Origin of the sequence: Chromobacterium haemolyticum DSM 19808 (genome assembly GCF_000711885.1) — a bacterium.
In the GTDB taxonomy this organism is placed as follows: Bacteria; Pseudomonadota; Gammaproteobacteria; order Burkholderiales; family Chromobacteriaceae; genus Chromobacterium; species Chromobacterium haemolyticum.
This window is the reverse complement of sequence record NZ_JONK01000005.1, coordinates 1-18,158: the sequence shown is the minus strand read 5'-3', so window position 1 is coordinate 18,158 and position 18,158 is coordinate 1. Positions and strand designations below refer to the sequence as shown.

The window sequence follows — 18,158 nt, the reverse complement described above, 5'->3', positions numbered from 1 at the left end:
TTGGCTCCCCACCAAGTTTCTCAATAACCAGGATGTAACCCCCGACAGGGAACACCCCAAGATGCATCCGTGGCCACACATCGACCACATAGCGCATACTTATTATACGCATAATTTTTATACTGGCGTATTTTTTATACGAATGCTAGCATCAAGACCATGATTGAGACACCACAAGACACCACCCACCTGGACTCGGGGCCAAAGCCAAGCCCGAGATGGGGGCAAGACCGCCGGCTCGCATTCATCGACTTCAGACTTCGATGGGAGGGCCGCATCAACCGGAGCAATTTGACAGACTTCTTTGGGATATCGGTACCCCAAGCATCGCTCGACATCGCCCGATACATCGAACTTGCTCCACAGAACCTCATCTACGACCGCAGTTCACGCGTCTACCAAACGACAGCAGATTTCCACCCCCTGTACACCACGACCCAACCACAGCAATATCTAAACGAGCTGCTAGCATCAGCCACTGGCATCTTGGAGCCGGATACCAGCTTCATCGGCTGGAGACCACCGGTCGATAGTGTTCCCCATCCTGGGCGCGGCGTTGTAGCAGAGATTCTTTTTGCCCTTCTGAAGGCCATCCGAGAGGCATCTGGCCTCAAGGTTGTCTACCAGTCGATGTCGAGGACCGAACCCAGCACTCGAACCATCTCGCCACATGCGTTTGCTCACGATGGATTTAGATGGCATGTTCGCGCTTTTTGTCATTCACGCAATGAGTTTCGCGACTTCGTTCTGGGTCGAATATTAGAGATACAAGAAACGGAGCCAGCAGGAAGCCCTGCTAGCGAAGATAAAGAATGGAACGCAATACTCCCCCTCATCCTCACTCCCAATCCGGAGCTATCGCCTAGCAAGCGGCGAGTCATTGAGCTCGATTATGGGATGAATGAAGGAATAACTGAATTAAAATGCCGTCAAGCCTTGCTCTTCTACACACTGAAAAGACTTGGATTAGACCAATCAGGGGGCGTACTGCCAGAAGCCCAACACGTTGTTCTAAAAAATGAAGCAGATTTGGCACCATACCTGAACCAACGTTAGTTGTCTGCCGAGAAAAACAGTATCGCAATATAAACCTTCGGGAAAGTCTACTTTTTAAATACAGGCATATATAGCAAACTCCACACTTGGCAGATTACAACCGGGCTGGAGTTTATGATAGCGGCACGCAATTGTAATTTTACTGCTTAATCATCACAATCACGTGCCGTTACTCATCTCCTGAGTCTACTCAAGCAATACTTCTTGACAAAGCCTGAGTCGCCCCTCCCTTTCCACGCACCTCAAAATCTCAATTGATTGCTGAGCCCATTCTCGATAGCACAAGTAAGACACCACATCACCCCGTGAAGTGACTTATAGAACACTCCCCGCATATTAAAATGCTCAATTCCGGTGGCATGTTCAATGATATTCGATGCAATCAACCCAAGCATCGATTTTAATTTCAGAATGGCCGACATCAGACATATTGCGGTGCTAAATATTTTAATAATACAAAAATAAAGTACCCACACTATTCATCTGAATCGACTTGGTTGATGTTATCAGCCTGTGATAACGATTGTTCTTGCTCAATCAATGCTTGAACCCAACTCTTTTTGCATTGAGATAACTGACCCCAGGCAAGAATGACCATCGCAAGGTCATCGTCCTCACAGTAGAAGTATGGTGGGGGTACATCCAACACTTCGGCCAACCGTACAGCCGTGTCAAACGGAGGTGCATGAGTACCCGTTTCGTATCGACTGATGCGGGCGCTGGCCGTACCCTCATCGAGCCCAACCATAACGCCAAGCTTGTCTTGAGGGATGTCTCGCCGCAGGCGAGCCTCTCGCAATCGCCTACCAAATATAGATGCTGGGGGTTTTGTGCGCATCCTACGATGCTCGTAGGATGCTCTTGCAACGTCTCTACGTAAAACGTAGACTGGCCACCACCCTGGCGAGCACTAGCTCATCAACTTGCTTCCGCACTCTCCCGGCCTAGTGCTGGCCAGTGCTGCTCTGCTTGTATTTGTGCTTGCCTGTTTGTGTTTACTTTTATCTAATTTTCTGGCGGACTATGACAATGACTCGAAAACCCATTGGCTTTTTCACTGCTCTAGGAGTGATGGCGCTCTTAGCTGCTTGCTCGGAGAAGGTGCCCAACGACAAGTTAACTTACGAAACCGTACTGTCATACGCCAAAAACGATGAACTTGAGGGACTTGTTGTCGACGATTTTAAGAAAGAAAATGGATGGCAAGACACTTCATCAGAAAATAAGTATAACGTCAGATACAATTACAATTTAAAACTAACCAAGCCCCTCCCAGAAGTTGTCCTAGCATTTGCCAATGGAATTGTGAATACCGTTCAGCAACGTCATAAAAATCCGGGATTTATGGGTATTGATGCCCTGCAAACAGAAGTTAATATTTCGACGCAAGCCGACAGTTGGCTCGCTCCGCAAAAAGAAACATTCCCACTAAGGAGAGATGCTTTTTTAATTAAATGCAAGCCTTGCACTGACTTTCTTTCAAGAGGCAGCAAAGATGAAATAAACCTTCACTGGAATGCTTTTATTGCTGCCTGGGCTGAGCTAGAGAAGATGGGATTCAAAGACAACGCCACAATGGGTGATAAGGTTTCCCGACAGGCATGGTCAGGATTTATGAAAACTGAAAATGGTTGGCGACCCATCGTTTCTCAGTAAATGGTGTTGAGATGCACGGCTTTGTTGCATAACTAAATTTTGTTACAATGTGCAGCAAGATAGGCAGAGAAGATTGCTGACGCAGATGCGAAATTTTCCACCAAACATCCGCCTCATCTTGGCATGATTTTAGTTATGCAACAAAGCCATCTGAAATTGAAAATCAAGATGAAAAAAACAAACCCTTTTGAAGCTTTTCTATTCAATGGAGACTGGCATACTGAGATTATGCGTGCGATTTCACTTTCTGAAGCAGAGGTAAAATCTTCCAATATAAAAGCCATTATCACAGAGCTGAAACAAGCACTAGAAGAAATAGACGAATGTCTTCACACTGTTACAGTCGCAGCTCCCCTCCCTATTGGTTTCGAGCCTAACTACCTACTAAAATTACTAGCTGCCGAAGTGGATTCAGAAGCCGTGGTAGCATTACTCCATCCTAGCCAAATTGCACTGACTATAACTCACAGAGGCAGTCATAGCTATGTTGAGCAGCTAGCTAAGAAATGGCTTAGAGATGGAATTGCAGGAACAATGTATACCATTGCACACCAAAATGGAGACGGGCTATCGAAAGGACTTCCCTCTTTAACCTTGTAAAAATTGGCTTTCGAGTTTGGAATACCATCCAGCGGCTAACACACCAGCAAGTCGAGAAACGCTTATTGCCTGAGCTCGAGATGCAATTGAACAAAAAAACATAGGCCCTCTAAGAAATATCGACCGAAAAATGACAAAAGATTTTTCCACTCTGGTCAAAATGACAAAGTTCAATCAAATCTTTTTCGTCATCACACAAAGCTGGGTCCTGATGCGAAATTATCGCAATAAATGCTCAGCCGAAGGCCGGATATGACAATTACAATAGGCGTCCTTCTTCCCAACTCTCTATGAAATGAGCCCCAGGTGCCGGATTTTTCCACACCGTGCTATCAAAAAAACACCTCCAACTTCTCTGGGACATCAACACTCTTAACCGTTTTACCAACTATCTTGTTAAAATTCGGCATTCAATTTGGTACTGGCATGCCCAGCTACCCGCCACGCCGAAAAATTACCCAAGGACCAAAAATGTTCCGAAGAATTGAAGCCCGCATCGTCAGCCCCTTACTGGGCAACAAAATTGACCTTCCTTCCTATGCAACCGAAGGTTCGGCCGCCATGGACCTGCGCGCTTGCCTTGAGGAACCGGTAACGCTCCCCCCCAATGGCCGTATCCTGGTGAAAACTGGAATTGCTATCAATATGATGGACCCCAGCCTTGTTGCTATTGTCGCCTCACGCTCTGGACTTTCCCTGAAGCACGGAATAAGGGTATCTCAAGGGATTGGGGTCATTGATGCGGACTACCATGGCGAGATTGGCGTAATCCTATCCAATGATGGTACAGAAGCTTATACAATCGAGCCGGGCGAACGAATCGCACAGTTGATGTTCCAGCCAGTAGTACAAGTGGGCCTCAGCTTCGTCGAGAAATTTTCGACAGAGACGGAACGCGGAACCGGCGGCTTCGGCAGCACCGGTAAGTCCTGACCCAAAGGGAGGTCAGCCCCTGTAAAGGCACCGATTGAGACACTAAGCCAACCAGTCTCGACTTACACGCAGGAATGGCAAGGGTTTCAGCCGATTGAGACACTCCAGGGTGCGCATAGCTATCGGGCTGATCGATTCCGACTACCAAGGACAATTGTTCGTGTCGGTGTGGAACCGCGGCCATGAACCGTTCCGGCTGACGCCTCTGGAACGCATTGCGCAGATGATCATCGTGCCCATCGTTCAGGTGGGTTTCAATATCGTCGACGACTTCGAAAGCTCGGAGCGCGGCGACGGCGGCTTCGGCAGCACCGGACGCAACTGAGGCCGGCCGCCTCGCGATTGCCTATACTCACACAGAACGGGAGCGATCCCGCGCGGCCGCGGCGGCCGCACACGCGGCTCCCGTCGGCTCCTGGAGCTTGCCGGGTAGGCCACGCCGTCCCCAACCCTCGCAAAGAAGGATGCGCCGGCATGAAGCAAAGCCCTCACGAGGACGACAGCAAGCGGATTCTCGACAATCTTGTCGAACTCACCTCCCAACGCGAACAGGACCTGCTGGAAAGCAGCCTGGCCTCCACGCTGGTCGAGGTGATGCGCGTGGACAAGGTGGAGTTGTTCGCCTGTCGTTGGGTCAACGGCGTACCCTACACCCGCCGGAGACTGAGCGCCGCCTCCGCCGACGGCAAGACTCAGATTACGGAAACCTCCAGCGACAGCTGGCTGCCGCCGCCGATCTTCCTCTACGACCTGCTCAACGCGCTGGACAGGGACGACGGCATTTTCCGCATTCCCCACGGTCTATGCCTGCCCTTGCGCTGCATGGGCAGCATCGTCTCCCTGCTGGTCATTCACGTGACCTCCGAACAGAAAGTCAACAAGGCCATGCTGAAGGCCATGGCCAGGATTCACGAGAACTTCCTGCGCCTGCTGTTCGAGGCGGACCGGGACATGCTCACCGCGCTGAACAATCGCCGCAAATTCGATTTGCGCCTGTTCAACCTGATGGCGGCTCAGTTGCAATCTCCAAGCGAAAATCACTCCTGCACCCTGGCGCTGCTGGACGTGGATCATTTCAAAAGGGTCAACGACCAGTTCGGCCACATGGTGGGCGACGAGGTGCTGCTCTTGCTAGCGCAGCTGATGCAGCAGTCGTTTCGCGAAGACGACAGCCTGTTCCGCTACGGCGGCGAGGAGTTCGCCATCATCTTCCAAGGATTGCCTCCGGCCGAAGCGGCGGTGGCGCTGGAACGCTTCCGTCAGCGCGTCGAACAATACGCCTTCCCCCAAGTGGGGCGCCTGACCGTCAGCCTCGGCTTCACCCGCATCCTGCCGCAGCTGTTGCCGGGGCAACTGGTGGAGCAGGCGGACCGGGCCTTGTATTACGCCAAAACCCATGGCCGCAATCTGGTGTGCAGTTACGAAGAACTGGTGGCAGGCGGCCAGCTCGACAGCGCGCAGCGTTTCGGCGAAATCGACTTGTTCTAAACCAAGCCGCCCCGCTTCCAATCCCTATCTTCCAGGCGTAAAAAAAACCGGCTCCAAGGAGCCGGTTTTCAATTGACGCGATCCGCAGGCCGCTTACGACAGCAGATGGTTGCTCAGCTCGCGCATGCCGGCCGACAACATGGCCAAATCCAGCACGCTGAACGACTGCAGTTCCGCGAACATCTGCGCGCAAACCTCCACCTGCTGGTGGCGCTTCTCCATCCACTGTTGCGCAAAGGTCTCCACGCCGGCGGCGTCCTGCAGCGCCTGCCCCACCAGATTGCGATGCACGCGGTACAGATCGTCGCGCAGCGCGGAGCGCGCCAGCGACTGCCAGCGGTTGTCGCGCGGCAGGCTGGTGATCGCATCGCGCAGCCAATCCAACTGCATCGCGTGGCCCAACTGGTAGTAGTTCTTGGCCAAAAGCTCCAGCGGCAGTTTGCTGCCTTCGCTGATTTCGATGATATCCATCAGCGGCACGGCGAACTCCAGTCGCGCCAATACTTGCGCCAGCGGCTGCGGCATGCCCGGCTGGCTTAGACGCTCTTCCAGCGCCGCCACCGCCGGGTAGCCGCCGGAAGCGATCAACTGGGGCAGCTGCGCCAACAGGGCCTGCACCTTGGCGGCGTACTGTTCGATCACCGCGTTCACCGAGGCGAACGGACGCTTATTACGCAGCACCCAGCGCGTCACGCGCTCCACCAGCGTGCGCACCAGCACCATCATCTCCACCTGACGATCCGCCGGCACCTTGTTGTCCAAAGCTTCGATCTCGCTCCACAGGCGCTCGGCGTCGAACACGCGGCTGGCAATCCACCAGGCGCGGGCGATGTCGCCGGCGGAGAACGGAGACTCTTCCTGCATGCGGAACACAAAAGTGGTGCCCATGCGGTTGATGATCTGGTTGGCCAACTGGTTGGCGATGATCTCGCGCTTCAGCTGATGCTGCTGCATCTGCGCGCCAAAACGCTGCTGCAGCGGTTTCGGGAAGTAATGGGTCAGAATGGACAGGAAGTCCGCGTCGTCCGGTACATCGGTGGCCAAGATCGCCTGATCCAGTGAAATCTTGCTGTAGGACAACAGCACCGCGATTTCCGGCACCGTCAGACCCTGACGGGCCAAACGTCGCTCATTGATCTGGGTTTCAGACGGCAGGTACTCGATCTCGCGGTTCAGCTCGCCGGTTTTTTCCATGTGCGCGATCATGCGCGCATGGGTGGTCAGCATCGCGGCAGCCTCCTGGCGCTTGATCGCCAGAATCTGGGTCTGCTGGATATTGTTGCGCAACACCAGCTGCGCCACCTCGTCGGTCATTTCCGCCAGCAGCTGATTGCGCTGCTTCAAGGTCATATCCCCGGCCTGCATTACGCCGCCCAGCAGAATCTTGATGTTGACCTCGTGGTCGGAGCAATCCACGCCGGCGGAGTTATCGATGGCATCGGTGGCAATGCGCCCGCCGTTCAACGCGAACTCGACGCGTCCCAGCTGAGTGCACGTCAGGTTGCCGCCTTCGGCCACCACCCGGGCTTGCAAATCGCGCCCGTCCACGCGCACCGGATCATTGGCGCGATCGCGCGCGTCGGCGTGGCTTTGACTGGACGCCTTGACGTAGGTGCCGATGCCGCCGTTGTACAGCAGGTCGATCTTGGCCTTGAGGATCTCGTGGATCAGCTCGTTCGGAGCCATGCTGTCCTTGTCCGTTTCCAGCCAGGCCTTCACTTCCGGCGACAAGGGGATGGACTTGGCGGAGCGCTCGAAGATGCCCCCGCCCTTGGAGATCAGCTCACGGTTGTAATCGGTCCAGCTGGAACGCGGCAATTTGAACAAGCGCGCGCGCTCGGCGTAGCTCTTGGCCGCATCGGGCGTCGGGTCCAGGAAGATATGCAGGTGGTTGAACGCCGCTTTCAGGCAGATGTGCTCGGACAACAGCATGCCGTTGCCAAACACGTCGCCGGCCATGTCGCCGATGCCAATCACGCTGAAGTCCTGCTCCTGGGTGTTGATGCCCAGGTGGCGGAAATGGCGCTTGACCGATTCCCAGGCGCCGCGAGCGGTAATGCCCATGCCCTTGTGGTCGTAGCCAGCAGAACCGCCGGAAGCGAAGGCGTCGCCCAGCCAGAAGCCATAATCGGCGGAAATGCCGTTGGCGATGTCGGAGAATGTGGCGGTGCCCTTGTCGGCCGCCACGACCAGGTACGGATCGTCCGGATCCAGACGGCGCACATCCGCCGGAGGCACGATCTGGCCATTCACCAGATTGTCGGTGACGTCCAGCAGCGCGGAAATGAAGATCTTGTAGCAGGCGACGCCTTCGGCCAGGAAGGCTTCGCGGTCGCTAGGCGCCGGCAACTGCTTGCCGACGAAGCCGCCCTTGGAGCCCATTGGCACGATCACGGAGTTCTTCACCATCTGCGCCTTCACCAGGCCCAGCACCTCGGTGCGGAAGTCTTCCATGCGATCAGACCAGCGCAAACCGCCACGCGCCACTTTGGAGCCGCGCAAATGCACGCCCTCCACGCGTGGGCTGTACACCCAGATTTCGAACATCGGGCGCGGTTGCGGCAGGAAGGGAATCAGATTGGACTCAAGCTTGAACGAGATGTAGGACTTGAACTCGCCGTCAGCGCCCTTCTGCCAGAAGTTGGTCCGGCGGGTGGCCAGGATCACGGACAGGAAACCGTTCAGGATGCGGTCTTCATCCAGGTTGGCCACGCCGTCCAGTTGCTCGCGCAGCTTGGCCAGCAAGGCGTCGGCGCGCGCGTCGTCGGCATGCGTCGGATCCAGACGCACGGCGAACAACTCGACCAGCAGACGGGTGATAGCCGGATAATTAGCCACGCACTGCTCAATGTAAGCCTGGCTGAAGGTCAAACCGCCCTGACGCAGGTACTTGGCCAAGGCCCGCACCAGCGAAATTTCACGCCAGTCCAACCCGGCCACCAGCGCCAAACGGTTGAAGCCGTCGTTCTCGCAACGCTTGGCGAATACCTGGGTCAACAGCTCCTGGAAGTCCAACTGCACTTCTTCGCTTGCAATCTGCTCTTCCGCAGACCCCACATCCAGGCCGAAATCGCTGATCCACACCTGACGGCCGTCGGCGCGCTGCACGCAGTACGGATGCTCGTCGCGGACCTTAACGCCCATATTCTCCAAAATCGGCAGACTGGCCGACAGGCCCAGCGCCTCGCCTTCACGGAACAGCTTCAGATTGAACGCCGAGGCGCCGCGATGGAATGGCCGGTACAGCTTCATCGCCAACGGGGAATCGGCGTTGACCGATTCGATATGCTGGATGTCCAGCACTGCGTTGCGCACAGCGAACTCTTCGCGATAAGCCACCGGGAACGCACCCTTGTAGCGGTTGAACAAGGCGTTGCCCAGCTCCTCGCCGTGGGTCTCCACCAGCAGTTGATGCAGTTCCTCCACCCAGCCGCGCACCAAACGGGCGATTTCAGCCTCGATGTCGGCCTCGTGGAATTCCGGCAACTTGGCGGCGTTGGTACGGATGATGTAATGCACGCGAGCCAGCGAGCCGTCGCTGATCTGTACGCTGAACTCGGCGCTGGCGCCGTTGAAAGCGTTCATCAACACTTTTTCGATCTTCAGGCGCACTTCGGTGTTGAAGCTGTCGCGCGGCACGTACACCAGGCAACTGACATAGCGATGGTAGCGATCCTTGCGCACGAACAGACGCACGCGCGGACGCTCCTGCAGGCTGACGATGCCCTCGGAGATCGGCCCCAGCACTTCGGCTGGAATTTCGAACAGCTCGTCGCGCGGATAAGCCTCCAGCACAAAGTTCAAGGTCTTGGACTTATAGCTGTCGTCCACGTAGTCGCAATTGCGGATCACTGTCGCCACTTTCTGGCGCAGGATGGGCACATCCTTGGGCGAGTCCTGATAGGCGCTGGCAGTGTACAGACCCAGGAAACGGCGTTCGCCGATCACTTCGCCCTTGTCGTTGAAACGCTTGATGCCGACAAAGTCGATATAAGCCGGGCGGTGGATGATGGAGCGGGTCTGAGACTTGTTCAGAATGATCAACTGCGGCAGGTGAGCCAGCTCGCGCAGCTCCTGAGGCAGCTGTTCAAAGCTGGCGGAATATTCTTTGTCGCCCTGGTCTTTCAAAATGCCCAGGCCGGACGTTTTCACGATCTTCAGGCTGTCTTTACCGTTGCGGCGCACCAGATCGTAATCGCAGTAACCCATGAACAGGAAGTTGCGCTTGGACATCCAGGCCAGGAAGTCCACCGCTTCCTTGGCTTCCGCCGCGCGCTTGCCTTTGACCAGGGACAGGTCTTTGCTGATATCGGCCAACACTTCGCGCATCGTCGGTTCGTCACTTACCACCAGGCGGATATCCGAAAGCACGCGATTCAGCTCGGACTCCAGCTGCTTGAGGATGGCCGTGTCGGTCACGCGATCAATCTGCACGTGGATGAAGGATTCCAGCGGCAGGCTGCGGTCCTCGGTGCGTTTAACCTCTTGGATCACACCGTTCTTGTCTCTCCCCACCGACAGAACCGGGTGCACCAGCAAGTGCAGGTTCAGGCTATGGCGCGACAGCAGCATGGTGATGGAGTCGATCAGGAACGGCATATCGTCGTTGACCACTTCAATCACGGTATGGGTGCTTTGCCAACCGTCGCGCTCGAAATCGGGGTTGTAAATGCGCGCCTTGTTCTGACCGCTCAAACGCTTGGCGCCAAACGCGTAATGCGCCGACGCGGCGCCGAACAAGTCCAGCGATGAGAACTGCCTAAGGTCGGCGTGCTCGGCTTCTTCGAAGTAGATCGGGAAGAAAGGCTCGAGCTGGTGTTTCTCCTTTTCAGAAAGCTTGGTCTCTGCTACGGCCTGAATATCGGCGATCAGGCTCGCGAGTTCGGTCTTATTGGTAAGCGACATGTTGCTTCTCTTGTTGTGTGCACGGAGTGTGTCGAGGCATTGTAGATACCCCCATCATGCCGGGATTTCCTTAATGCGACGTGGACGTACATTTTCATGGAAAAGCTTGCTCGCCCCCGCCTGATGCCGCAAGAATAAATCGTGGCGGACGCCACTTTTAGCCTTATAGCAATGCGACGGCGGCTTACAAATTCCTCTCCCAGGCTCACATTGTACACAAGTCCAAAAAATAAATATAACTCATTGATTTTTTTGGAATTTCCCATCAAACAAGAATATCGGTTAAAATACGAACACTTGCTCACACCGATTGCCAGACAATGGCCCCATCTTGCGTACGGCGGATAACCGTTGCAAGCTGCGGCCAACTACTGGCAAAAGTAGAAATAACTACAATGGTTCCGGCTTGGGCGAGACACCGTGAGCAGCCTCGTTCCAAGCGCCGGGTTTACAAGCTTGGGTTTGCGTCCGACCAAACGACGCGAACACCCGATAGAGAAGTAGAAATCCACGCCATGAAAAAAGTCCTGATCGCCTCCGCAGCGGCAGCTCTGCTGTCCGGTTTTTCCGTCCAAGCAGAGACTCTGCGTTTTGGGGTTGACCTCAACTACCCGCCGTTCTCCAAACAAGGCGCCGATGGCAAGCCGCAAGGTTTCGACATCGATATGGCCAATGCCCTTTGCGCCGCCATGAAAGTCAGCTGTCAAATCGTTCCGCAAGACTGGGACGGCCTGATCCCCGCCCTCAACGCCAACAAATTCGACGCCATTCTGTCCTCGATGCAGATCACCGAGGAGCGCAAGAAAGCCGTCGACTTCAGCCGCAAGTACTACAACATCGCCAGCCGCATCGTGGCCAAGTCCGGCACCGCCGTCGATCAAAACAGCTTCAAGGGCAAGAAGATCGGCGTGTTGCGCGCTTCCACCCAAGAGAAGTTCGCCAAGGACTACTGGGGTAAATCCGGCGCCACCATCGTACCGTACGCCAAGTCGCCCGAATCTTTCCTGGACCTGAAGTCCGGCCGCGTTGACGCTGTATTCGTCGACGGCGCCGTCGGCGACCAGGAGTTTCTGAAAACCGCCAACGGCAAGGGCTACGCCTTCGTCGGCCCGAACTACGCCGACGTCAAATACTTCGGTCTGGGCGCGGGCATCGCCGTCAAGAAAGGCAACAAAGCGCTGGCCGATCGCCTGAACAAAGCGATAGACCAGGTACGCAAGGACGGCAGCTACAAGAAAGTCCAAGACAAGTACTTCAGCTTCGACGTCTACGGCGGCTAATCCCCTCAGCTATCGCACCCGTCCCGGCCGAGCGCCCCAAGGCGCTGGGCGGCTTGCTGCCGCCCGCTCCACGCTCAAGCCGGGACTTTTTTGTTCGGCCCCACTTCGGTAGGCCGAGCAAGGACCGGCCTTGCGCGCAAGGCTGATGAATGAGGCAGTAACACCATGTTTTTGCAAGGTTACCTTCCCAGCATATTGCAAGGAGCGGTGCTCACATTGCAGCTGGCCGGCTCAGCACTGCTCGTATCCATCGTGCTGGGCCTGATTGGCGCGTTGTTCAAGTCCGCCCATTCCAAACTACTGGTCTGGCTGGCGGAGCTCTATTCCACCGTGGTCCGGGGCGTACCCGACCTTGTCTGGATGTTTCTGCTGTTCTTCGGCGTCCAGATGATGATCAATGATTTTTGCGGCCGCATGGGCTGGGAAAGCCCCAACATTGATCCCTTCGTCGCCGGCGTGCTGACTCTGGGCTTCATCTTCGGCGCCTATATGACAGAAACCTTCCGCGGCGCAATGATGGCGGTGCCCAAAGGTCAAATGGAGGCCGGCATGGCCTACGGCATGACGCCGCTGCGCGTCTTCTTCCGCATTACCGTGCCGCAAATGGTCCGCTTCGCCCTGCCCAGTTTCTCCAATAACTGGCTGGTGCTGGTCAAATCCACCGCTCTGGTTTCGGTCATCGGTCTCAACGACGTGATGTACCGCGCCGATGCGGCCAAATCCACCACTCAGGAACCCTTCACCGTCTATCTGATCGTGGGCCTTCTGTTCCTGGCGATCACCGGCGTTTCCAACCTATTGCTGGGCAAACTGGAAAAACGCTATTCGCTGGGCGTCAAGGAGAGCGGACTGTGATCGATTTCCAACTGATTCTGGATAAACTGCCCGCCTTTTTCGGCGGCGGCGACGGCCACGCCGTCATGAGCACCCGCGACGGCCTGCTGATGACGCTGGAACTGCTGTTCATCTCCCTAGCCTTGGGCATGGCGATGGCCGTGCCGATGGCGCTGATGCAAGTCTCCAAAAACCGGCTGGCATCCGGCGCTGTCCGCGTCTATGGCTACGTCTTCCGCGGCACGCCGCTCTTGGTGCAGCTATTCATCATCTACTACGGCCTGGCCCAATTCGGCTGGGTCCGCGACAGTTGGGCCTGGAACTACCTGCAGGAGGCCTATTTCTGCGCCATCCTCGCCTTCACTCTGAACACCGCGGCCTACACCACGGAAATCATCGCCGGCCAGATCCGAAACACCCACTGGGGCGAGATCGAAGCCGCCCAAGCCATGGGCATGAGCAAATGGCTGATGATGCGCCGCATCGTGCTGCCCTCGGCGCTGCGCCGCGCGCTGCCCGCCTACAGCAACGAAGTCATCATGATGCTGCAAAGCACCGCGATCGCCGGCTTGGTCACGCTGGCGGACATCACCGGCGTAGCCCGCCGCATCTACGCGGACAGCTACATGGCCTTCGAGCCCTTCCTCACCGCAGGCGCCATTTACCTTGCGCTCACCTTCCTGCTGGTCTGGTTGATGAAGCAGGCGGAAAAACGCTGGCTGGCCTATCTGGCGCCACGCAAGCACTAATGCGGATAGCGATACAGGAACATCATCATGCACACACCCACCGATAAGAATCTGAAGCTGCAAGTCAGCGACCTGCATAAGAGCTACGGCTCTCACGAGGTGCTGAAAGGCGTATCGCTGACCGCTCACGCCGGCGACGTCATCAGCATCATCGGCTCCTCCGGCTCAGGCAAGAGCACCTTTCTGCGTTGCATCAATATGCTGGAGCAACCGAACAGCGGCCGCATCCTCGCCGCCGGCGAAGAGCTCAAGCTGGTCTCAGACCGGAAAACCGGCGCGCTAAAGGCCGCCGACGCCCAGCAATTGGCCCGCATCCGCACCAAGTTGGCCATGGTGTTCCAGCACTTCAACCTATGGGCGCACATGACCGTGCTGGAAAACATCGTCGAAGCGCCTATTCACGTATTGAGGCTCAGCCGTGACGAAGCCTGCGCCCGCGCGCGCAAATATCTGGAGAAGGTGGGCCTGCGCGGCGTCGAAGACAAGTACCCGGCCCATATGTCCGGCGGACAGCAGCAGCGCGTCGCCATCGCCCGCGCGCTGGCGATGGAACCGGAAGTCATGCTGTTCGACGAACCCACCTCGGCGCTGGACCCGGAACTGGTTGGCGAAGTGCTGCGTGTCATGAAGGACCTGGCCGGCGAAGGCCGCACCATGGTGGTTGTCACCCACGAAATGGGCTTCGCCCGCGAAGTATCCAACCACGTCATTTTCCTGCACCAAGGCAAGATAGAAGAGCAAGGCCACCCCAAGGAAGTGTTGGTCCGCCCGCAGAGCGAACGATTGGTACAATTCCTCTCCGGCAGCCTGAAATAAATCGTACAATAGGAAGATGTCGCACACCATGCCGGCCTCATGCCCGGCATGGTGTGTTTTTGTAATCTCCATCCTTCGCCGCGAAAACCAATGGGTCAGCATCCGTCCCACCCCGCCAAGCCACTGCGCTACGGCTTTCTGCTCTTGCCCCATGCCTCGATGGCTGACTACGCCATCGCCTCCGAGGTTCTGCTGCACGCCAATTGGCTGGCGGAGAAAAAGCTCTACGAAACCCTGCTGCTCTCCCTGGATGGACAAGCTGTGCCGCTCTCCAGCGGCACGCGGTTAGCTGTGGACCTGCCCCTGGACGGCGCCCCCAAGCTGGACTGCCTGCTGATCCTGGCGGACGACATCAATCCGGACTTCAGCCTGGACTCCCTGAGCAAAGGGCTTACCGCCTGCGGCCCGGATAAAATCCAACTGGGCGGCATAGGCTGCGGCAGCTACTGGCTGGCCCGCACCGGGCACTTCAATGGCCTGCGTGCCACCACGCACTGGCGCGAGATCAGCCGTTTCACGGAAGAGTTTCCGGACGTCATCACCTCGTCCAATCTGTTTGAGATCGACGGCAAACGCCTCAGTTGCGCGGGCGGGGCGGCCACCTTCGACTTCATGCTGACCCTGGTCGGCAATCAGCACGGCCACGAGTTTGTCGCTCAGCTATCGGAATTATTCAGCATGGAACGCATCCGTCCCGGCAATGAGCGCCAACGCATTCCACTGGCCACTCGCATCGGCGGCAGTCAGCCAAAGCTGACCGAGGCAGTCAGCCTGATGGAGGCGAATATAGAAGAGCCGCTCAGCACAGACGACATCGCTTACTATGTTGGCGTCTCCCGCCGCCAGCTGGAGCGCCTGTTCAAGCAATACCTGAGCACGGTGCCGTCCAAATACTATCTGGAACTGCGATTGAGTCGAGCGCGCCAATTGCTGCAGCAAACCAGCAAATCCATCGTACAGATCGGCCTTGCCTGCGGCTTCTCCAGCGGCCCCCACTTCTCCAGCACCTACCGCAATCATTTCGGCATCACCCCGCGCGAGGAACGCTCGCACCGCACTCAAACCGCGGTCCCTGCCGCCAAAAACTAGGCCACTCAGACGCCCGCCCCGCAGCCGTCCGGCGACGGCACGGAAGAACGCTCCGGCTCGCCCTGTCGCGACAGCGGCAGCTCGATCCGAAAGCAAGCGCCGCTGGCAGGAATGTTCTCCGCCGAGATCAAGCCGCCATACTGCTCCACAATCGTCTGGCAGATCGACAAACCAAGCCCCATACCGTTCGGCTTGGTCGAAAAGAACGGGTGAAACAACACTTCCAACGAGTTCGGCGTGATGCCGCGCCCGGTATCGCGCACCTCAAGAATCGCCTTCTTGCCTTCACGCCGGGTATGCACGATCACATGGCGCTTCATCATCGGCTCGTCGCGCAATGCGTCCATCGCGTTCGATAGCAGGTTCAGTACCACCTGCTCCAACTGTATGCTATCGGCCAACACGGCAACGGGATAACCCGACAACAACTGCACCACCTCAATGCCGCGCTCCTTCAGATCGTACTCGGCCAGGAACATGCAATTGCCAACCACCTGATTCAAGTCGATCAGCCGCGTCTCAATGGCCCTCTTGCTAACCAGGGCGCGCAGGCGCTTGATGATCTCCCCCGCCCTTTCCGCTTGCGCCACTGCCAGCCGCAACGCAGCGTTCACCTGGGCAGGCGCCTCCTCCACCCCCTCCAACAACTGGATGCTGGCCTGACAATAGTTGGCAATCGCCGTCAGCGGCTGGTTCAGCTCATGCGCGATGCCGGACGCCATTTCACCCATCGTATGCAGCCGAGTCACATGGGATAGTTTCTCCAGATGCTCCTTGACCTTGCTCTCGCTGGCCTCCAACGCCGCCACCGTTCGCTGCCGCAAGGGCCCCAGATCGCGTAAAGCGCACACAACGCCGATCAAACCGCCCCCCCGAGAAAACAGTGGCGACACACCTCCTTCAACCGAACGAATCAGCCCTCTAGCCGACGTCAGTTGCATCCTCTCCGCCAAAACCACCGGCAGGGCGGTCCGGAAACACTCCCGGATGGGGTCCTCCGCCAACTCCGCGGCCAATTCGGCCTGTAAATGGAACACCTCGTGACAAACCCGGCCAACCACCTCGTCCGCCGTCATTCCCATCAATTCCAAAGCCATCGGATTAGCCAGTTCGATAGCATGGTCCTGCCGCAGAATGATCACCCCATCATGAATCGCGCTCAACGTAACGGATGCCCGTTCGCTTTGCAGGAAAATCGCCTCGTCCGATTGCTGACGCTCATGTCGTAAAGCCATGCGTTGCAAGTGAACCAAACCAGCGAACACGAAAAAAGCCAACAACAACGACTGCTGCCACAACCACGGCAACAGCGCCAAATCCGTTACCCTGACATCCCTGGCCACACTCAGCACAAAAGGCTGCGCCACGCTTGAAAGCGGGAGTCTAGCCTCCAGGCGACGCAACACCGGCCACCAGTCCCGCTCGGATGAAGTATGCAGACGTTGAAATAGCGGCGCCCTAGACGCAGCGCCCCCTTCCTGATACAAGGTCAAGTCCAATCCGGGCAACAAGCTCTCCAAGGCCTGTGCCTGCAACAGGCGATCGCAAAATACAACCAAGCCCACCACGCCCACCACCTTGCCCGGCGCCTTATCTTTATCCTCAAATAAGGGCTGAAACAGGAAATAAGCCCGCCCCCCCCCCTCATGCAACTCGAAAGCCCCGCTGGCCACCCGTTGCCCGGTCTCCAAGGCCCTGCTCAATGCCGGTCGGAAATAGGCATCGCCCCAAATATCGTAGCCAAACATTGGTCCGGCCTCCGGCCGATCAGGCTCCAGCATAGAAATCACCAATGACTGCGGACGCACAACTGCTGGTCGCCACACACGGCTTCCCGCCACATCAAAATCGCGAATGTAAAAAGTTTCACCGAATTTGCCGCTCATCTGACGCAAAAAGAGCAAGCGTTCAGCCAAAGGCACGCTTTGAAAAAAAATAAAGGAATGCAGCTGCGGATAGTGAGGCAACAATTCGCGCGCAAAAGTAGACAGCTCGGATACCTCAAATGGTCGGCTAGCCGCCATCAGCGCATCGACAGAAGACAATACCGACTCATTCTGATCCAACTTGCGCGCCACCATCGCGTGCGCTCGCTGCGCCACTGACTCAAATTCATCCCTCAAACGCTGCAGCTCGCCCATCCCCCACAGCACCGTCACCAACAACGCGCAGAGGGCCCAGGCCAATACAAATAAATGCACGCCGTCCCGCCTGAAATTTCTCAAAATTCCCGCCTCGATTCCCTATCTTGATGCTGGAATTCTATTCATTACCAATAGGTTTTGCTGAGTAATTAGACGAATCCTCAGTAAAAATAAGTGAAAATACAGAGCGAAAAAGAACAATGGCTTAATAATCAAAGAGAAAGCCAAAGGGATGAAGAACAGGGACAGGAAGAAGAAGAGAAAATCAATCGCACCAGCCAAATGGCTGGCACAAACGCAAAAGCCCAGCTCGTCTGAGCTGGGCTTCGCAATCGGGCGTCTGGCGGTGTCCTACTTTCACATGGCGAATGCCACACTATCATCGGCGCTAAGGCGTTTCACGGTCCTGTTCGGGATGGGAAGGCGTGGGACCACCTCGCTATGGCCACCAGACATAAACTGGTACAAACTAGAAGAAGCCTAGGCTGATCTTTGATCAGCCCACATATATTCGGTATTCAATTGTGTCGCACATCCACACTTCGTCGCTCAGTCTCCCAAGCCACTCAAATGATAGGATCAAGCCTCACGAGCAATTAGTATCGGTT

The 18,158-nt window shown here is 56.4% G+C and carries 15 protein-coding genes and 1 rRNA gene; 12 read left to right on the top strand and 4 right to left on the bottom strand.

The features are described 5' to 3' along the window. The first annotated feature begins 159 nt into the window (after positions 1-159). Entirely contained in the window at positions 160-1,056 is an 897-nt protein-coding gene (locus tag BR71_RS23300; protein WP_081862537.1) for a helix-turn-helix transcriptional regulator, read from the top strand. 475 nt (positions 1,057-1,531) lie between these two features. Here the strand turns inward: BR71_RS23300 and BR71_RS23295 are convergent, their stop codons facing one another. After that, positions 1,532-1,894, bottom strand: coding sequence for a helix-turn-helix domain-containing protein (locus BR71_RS23295; protein WP_081862536.1), 363 nt, complete (start codon positions 1,892-1,894; stop codon positions 1,532-1,534). Positions 1,895-2,085: 191 nt separating this feature from the next. Between BR71_RS23295 and BR71_RS24010 the strand changes: the two genes are divergently transcribed. The 5 genes from BR71_RS24010 (at position 2,086) to BR71_RS03815 (ending at position 5,733) form a co-directional block, all read left to right on the top strand. Further along, on the top strand, positions 2,086-2,712 hold the full coding sequence (locus tag BR71_RS24010; RefSeq protein WP_156038797.1) for a hypothetical protein: 627 nt from the start codon (positions 2,086-2,088) through the stop codon (positions 2,710-2,712). A gap of 135 nt (positions 2,713-2,847) precedes the next feature. Then, positions 2,848-3,312, top strand: a complete 465-nt coding sequence (locus BR71_RS24005; RefSeq protein WP_156038795.1) for a hypothetical protein — start codon at positions 2,848-2,850, stop codon at positions 3,310-3,312. Positions 3,313-3,618: 306 nt separating this feature from the next. After that, entirely contained in the window at positions 3,619-4,245 is a 627-nt protein-coding gene (gene dut / locus BR71_RS03825; RefSeq protein ID WP_244269583.1) for a dUTP diphosphatase, read from the top strand. Between the two features lie 94 nt (positions 4,246-4,339). Beyond that, positions 4,340-4,570 (top strand): dCTP deaminase/dUTPase family protein, encoded by a 231-nt coding sequence (locus BR71_RS03820; RefSeq protein WP_279625726.1) that lies wholly within the window; start codon positions 4,340-4,342, stop codon positions 4,568-4,570. A gap of 149 nt (positions 4,571-4,719) precedes the next feature. After that, complete coding sequence (locus BR71_RS03815; RefSeq protein ID WP_052370312.1) at positions 4,720-5,733, top strand: GGDEF domain-containing protein; 1,014 nt, start codon at positions 4,720-4,722, stop codon at positions 5,731-5,733. Positions 5,734-5,826: 93 nt separating this feature from the next. Here the strand turns inward: BR71_RS03815 and BR71_RS03810 are convergent, their stop codons facing one another. After that, positions 5,827-10,638 carry an NAD-glutamate dehydrogenase gene (locus BR71_RS03810; protein WP_043632920.1) on the bottom strand — a complete coding sequence of 1,604 codons (4,812 nt, stop codon included), beginning with the start codon at positions 10,636-10,638 and terminating at the stop codon, positions 5,827-5,829. Between the two features lie 515 nt (positions 10,639-11,153). Between BR71_RS03810 and BR71_RS03805 the strand changes: the two genes are divergently transcribed. The 5 genes from BR71_RS03805 to BR71_RS03785 all read left to right on the top strand — a co-directional run bounded on the left by BR71_RS03805 (position 11,154) and on the right by BR71_RS03785 (position 15,406). Continuing rightward, a complete protein-coding gene (locus tag BR71_RS03805; protein ID WP_019101151.1) occupies positions 11,154-11,918 on the top strand; it encodes an ABC transporter substrate-binding protein in 765 nt (254 codons plus the stop codon). A 165-nt stretch (positions 11,919-12,083) separates the two neighbouring features. Beyond that, complete coding sequence (locus tag BR71_RS03800) at positions 12,084-12,773, top strand: ABC transporter permease (protein WP_019101150.1); 690 nt, start codon at positions 12,084-12,086, stop codon at positions 12,771-12,773. Next, positions 12,770-13,501 (top strand): ABC transporter permease, encoded by a 732-nt coding sequence (locus tag BR71_RS03795; RefSeq protein WP_043594264.1) that lies wholly within the window; start codon positions 12,770-12,772, stop codon positions 13,499-13,501. Before BR71_RS03800 ends, BR71_RS03795 begins: the two co-directional genes overlap by 4 nt. A 27-nt stretch (positions 13,502-13,528) precedes the next feature. Further along, positions 13,529-14,317 carry an ABC transporter ATP-binding protein gene (locus BR71_RS03790; RefSeq protein WP_043632917.1) on the top strand — a complete coding sequence of 263 codons (789 nt, stop codon included), beginning with the start codon at positions 13,529-13,531 and terminating at the stop codon, positions 14,315-14,317. Positions 14,318-14,407: 90 nt separating this feature from the next. Beyond that, positions 14,408-15,406, top strand: a complete 999-nt coding sequence (locus BR71_RS03785; RefSeq protein WP_043632914.1) for a GlxA family transcriptional regulator — start codon at positions 14,408-14,410, stop codon at positions 15,404-15,406. Between the two features lie 5 nt (positions 15,407-15,411). Here BR71_RS03785 and BR71_RS03780 read toward each other — a convergent pair whose 3' ends face one another. Next, entirely contained in the window at positions 15,412-17,607 is a 2,196-nt protein-coding gene (locus BR71_RS03780; protein WP_156038793.1) for an ATP-binding protein, read from the bottom strand. 117 nt (positions 17,608-17,724) lie between these two features. Here BR71_RS03780 and BR71_RS24000 point away from each other — a divergent pair, with 117 nt between their 5' ends. Beyond that, positions 17,725-17,868, top strand: a complete 144-nt coding sequence (locus tag BR71_RS24000) for a hypothetical protein (RefSeq protein ID WP_156038791.1) — start codon at positions 17,725-17,727, stop codon at positions 17,866-17,868. Between the two features lie 20 nt (positions 17,869-17,888). Here the strand turns inward: BR71_RS24000 and rrf are convergent. After that, positions 17,889-18,003, bottom strand: a 5S ribosomal RNA gene (gene rrf, locus BR71_RS03770). Between the last annotated feature and the right edge of the window lie 155 nt (positions 18,004-18,158).

What these genes read in the sequence shown, in the direction of transcription:
- BR71_RS23295 (WP_081862536.1), bottom strand. Translation starts at nt 1,894, where the DNA reads ATGCGCACAAAACCCCCAGCATCTATATTTGGTAGGCGATTGCGAGAG.
- BR71_RS03805 (WP_019101151.1), top strand. Translation starts at nt 11,154, where the DNA reads ATGAAAAAAGTCCTGATCGCCTCCGCAGCGGCAGCTCTGCTGTCCGGT.
- BR71_RS03815 (WP_052370312.1), top strand. Translation starts at nt 4,720, where the DNA reads ATGAAGCAAAGCCCTCACGAGGACGACAGCAAGCGGATTCTCGACAAT.
- BR71_RS03790 (WP_043632917.1), top strand. Translation starts at nt 13,529, where the DNA reads ATGCACACACCCACCGATAAGAATCTGAAGCTGCAAGTCAGCGACCTG.
- BR71_RS03800 (WP_019101150.1), top strand. Translation starts at nt 12,084, where the DNA reads ATGTTTTTGCAAGGTTACCTTCCCAGCATATTGCAAGGAGCGGTGCTC.
- BR71_RS03785 (WP_043632914.1), top strand. Translation starts at nt 14,408, where the DNA reads ATGGGTCAGCATCCGTCCCACCCCGCCAAGCCACTGCGCTACGGCTTT.
- BR71_RS24005 (WP_156038795.1), top strand. Translation starts at nt 2,848, where the DNA reads ATGCAACAAAGCCATCTGAAATTGAAAATCAAGATGAAAAAAACAAAC.
- BR71_RS24010 (WP_156038797.1), top strand. Translation starts at nt 2,086, where the DNA reads ATGACTCGAAAACCCATTGGCTTTTTCACTGCTCTAGGAGTGATGGCG.
- BR71_RS03810 (WP_043632920.1), bottom strand. Translation starts at nt 10,638, where the DNA reads ATGTCGCTTACCAATAAGACCGAACTCGCGAGCCTGATCGCCGATATT.
- BR71_RS23300 (WP_081862537.1), top strand. Translation starts at nt 160, where the DNA reads ATGATTGAGACACCACAAGACACCACCCACCTGGACTCGGGGCCAAAG.